The sequence below is a fragment of the Candidatus Benthicola sp. genome (genome assembly GCF_058719085.1).
Window position 1 is genome coordinate 1 of record NZ_JBZQEK010000140.1, and the last position, 3056, is coordinate 3056.

General features: G+C 68.4%; 2 protein-coding genes. Both read left to right on the top strand.

Annotated features, from left to right (window positions below):
• Positions 1-2481, top strand: a 2481-nt coding sequence (locus tag AC36XV_RS10695) for a protein kinase domain-containing protein (protein ID WP_492203671.1), incomplete at its 5' end; no start/stop codon positions are given.
• Positions 2482-2604: 123 nt separating this feature from the next.
• On the top strand, positions 2605-3056 hold a 452-nt coding region (locus AC36XV_RS10700), incomplete at its 3' end, for a serine/threonine-protein kinase (RefSeq protein WP_492203672.1).

The following is a 3056-nucleotide window of genomic DNA, read 5'->3' on the forward strand; positions in this document are numbered from 1 at the left end:
CTGGCGGCGGCCGTGGGCGCCCACCGATTCCTCAGCGAGATCAAGACCACCGCCAACCTCCAGCACCCCAACATCCTCCCACTCTTCGACTCGGGTGAGGCGGGTGGCCAGCTCTTCTACGTCATGCCCTACATCGAGGGTGAGACGCTGCGCCAGAAGCTCGATCGCGAGACCCAGCTCGGCGTCGAGGAGGCGGTGAAGATCACGGTCGAAGTGGCCGACGCGCTGGAGTACGCGCACACCCAGGGGGTGATCCACCGGGACATCAAGCCGGAGAACATCCTGCTGCACGCCGGCCGTCCCATGGTGGCCGACTTCGGGATCGCGCTCGCGGTGAGTGCGGCGGCCGGCGGCCGGATGACCGAGACGGGCTTGAGCCTAGGCACGCCCCACTACATGAGCCCCGAGCAGGCGACGGCGGAGAAGGACCTCACCAACCGGTCGGACATCTACTCGCTGGGCAGTGTCCTGTACGAGATGTTGACGGGGAACCCGCCGCACGTGGGCCCCTCGGCGCAGCAGATCATCATGAAGATCGTGACCGAGGAAGCGGCGCCGGTCACCAAGGCGCGGAAGGCGGTGCCGCCCAACGTGGCGGCCGCGGTGGCGACGGCGCTGGAGAAGTTACCGGCCGACCGGTTCGCCTCGGCCGCGGCGTTCGCCGAGGCGCTCCGCACGCCCGGGTTCACCAGCGCGGCTGTCCGAGGAGTCGCAATGGGGGCCGTGCCTCCGGCCAGGCGCGATTGGCGCCTCCCGGCGCTGGCCGCGGCCCTGGCACTGATGACGGGCATCGCCGCATGGGCCCTCCTTCGGCCAGGGGCGCGACCGGCGGCGGTCGCGCGGTTCGACATCCGCACCGCGGGCAGCAACGCGCCTGCCACCGCCGGTAACGGCGCATCCCTGGCCATCGCCCCCGACGGCTCGCGCTTCGTGTACGTCGCGAATGACAGCGGTCTGTACGTCCGGGACCTCGATCGGCTCAAGAGTAGGGCCCTGCCCGCGAGAGGCGTCGCGCCCTTCTTCTCCCCGGATGGTGAATGGGTGGGGTACGCGGACGGGGGTGCGCTCAAGAAGGTCTCCCTGTCCGGCGGTCCGGCGTTGGAGATCGTCCCCGTCGCTCCCGAACTCTCGCGCGGGGCATCGTGGGGCGACGACGGGACCATCGTCTACGCACCCTATGTCGCATCCCCGCTCCTGTTGGTTCCCGAGGGCGGCGGTTCGGTGGACACCCTCACGCCCTTGGATAGCGCCCGCGGGGTGACCAGCCATCGCTGGCCGGAATGGCTGCCCGGACAAAAGGGCGTCCTGTTCGAGGCCTGTCGCGGTCAAGTGGACCTCTGCGAGATCGCCGTGTTCGACCGGCGAACGGACAGCGTCCGCTACCTCGCGCCGGGGTTGAGCCCGCACTACGTCTCCACCGGCCACCTGGTGTACGCGTCGCCGAGCGGTGCGCTCCTCGCTGCGCCATTCGATCTGGATCGCATGGAGCTGACCGGCAATCCGATCTCCCTGATGGAAGGGATCCTGGTCCGCGTCTCGTGGAACGGCGACTTCGCGATAGCCGGGAACGGGACACTGGTGTACCTGAGTGGTCAGGTGGCCGGCCGAGACCTCATGCTGATGGACAGTGCCGGAGGCGCGCGCGTGCTGCTGCCGGATTTGATCGACGGAGGGAGTCCGGCGTTGTCACCCGACGGGCGGCGGGTGGCGTTCAACGCGGCGCTGGAGGGCCCCATGGAGGTCTGGATCTACGACCGTACCGTGGAGACGGTGTCCCGCCTCACGTTCGAGGGAAACACCCTCTATCCAGCCTGGAGTCCGCAGGGGGACACCGTGTACTACTCGACCGATGCTGGATCACGGGACTTTGACATCTGGCGTCGAGCCGCCGACGGAAGTGGAGCGCCGGAACGGGTGCTGGAGCGGCCGGAGGATCAGATAGCGATTAGGATCGCCGGCACGGGTGGGGTCGGGCTCGTTCGCGAGAATGTCGACGGCGAACCCGGACACTCTGGGGGCCTGTACAGTCTGCCTCTGGCCCCGGTCGGCGAGCCCCGACCCTGGGTGGTGACCCGTTTCTGGGAACGCGCGCCGTCGCTGTCGCCGGATGCGCGATGGGCGGCCTACACCTCCGAGGAATCCGGTCAGGACGAGGTCTACGTGCGGGCCTTCCCCGAGCCCGAGGGGCGCTGGCAGGTGTCGTCCGGTGGCGGGACCGAACCCCTGTGGTCGAGTGACGGTCGGACCATCTACTATCGGCGGGCCGATACCCTCTTCGCGGCCGCGGTAGAGACCAGACCGACGTTCTCGGTGGGTCGGCACCGCATGGTCTTCACCGCCGACTTCAAGCCGGCTCCCTTCCACATGCAGACCAACTACGACCGGGATCCGCGCACCGGCCAGTTCATCGTGTTCTCGGAGAGCGAGAGAGGCGACGCCGCCCTCGTGGTGGTCCTCGACTGGTTCGAGGAGTTGCGGTAGCGCGCCGGTGTGGAGTGAAGTAGGGAAGGACGGGCGGCGGGGGAGGGGCGGCGAGCTGCTGATCTCCCTGGCAGGAATCCCCGCCGGGGCCTTATTATGCCCCGTTCCCTTACAAGGACCACGATGCCCGACGCCCTGGATCGCCTCAAAGCCGCCCTCGCCAACCGCTACCGCATCGAGCGGGAGCTGGGGCAGGGCGGCATGGCCACGGTGTACTTGGCCGAGGATCTCAAGCACGACCGCAAGGTGGCGGTCAAGGTGTTGCGCCCAGAGCTGGCCGCCGTGATCGGTGCCGAGCGATTCCTCGCCGAGATCAAGACGACCGCCAACCTACAGCACCCCCATATTCTGCCGCTCCATGACTCCGGTGAGGCCGACGGCTTCCTGTTCTACGTGATGCCGTACGTCGAGGGCGAGACCATTCGCGACCGGATCGCCCGGGAACAACAGCTCCCCGTGGCAGACGCCGTGCGCATCGCGACCGAGGTCGCCGCCGCGCTCGACTACGCTCACCGCCAGAATGTGATCCACCGGGACATCAAGCCCGAGAACATCCTGCTCCACGACGGCGCGGC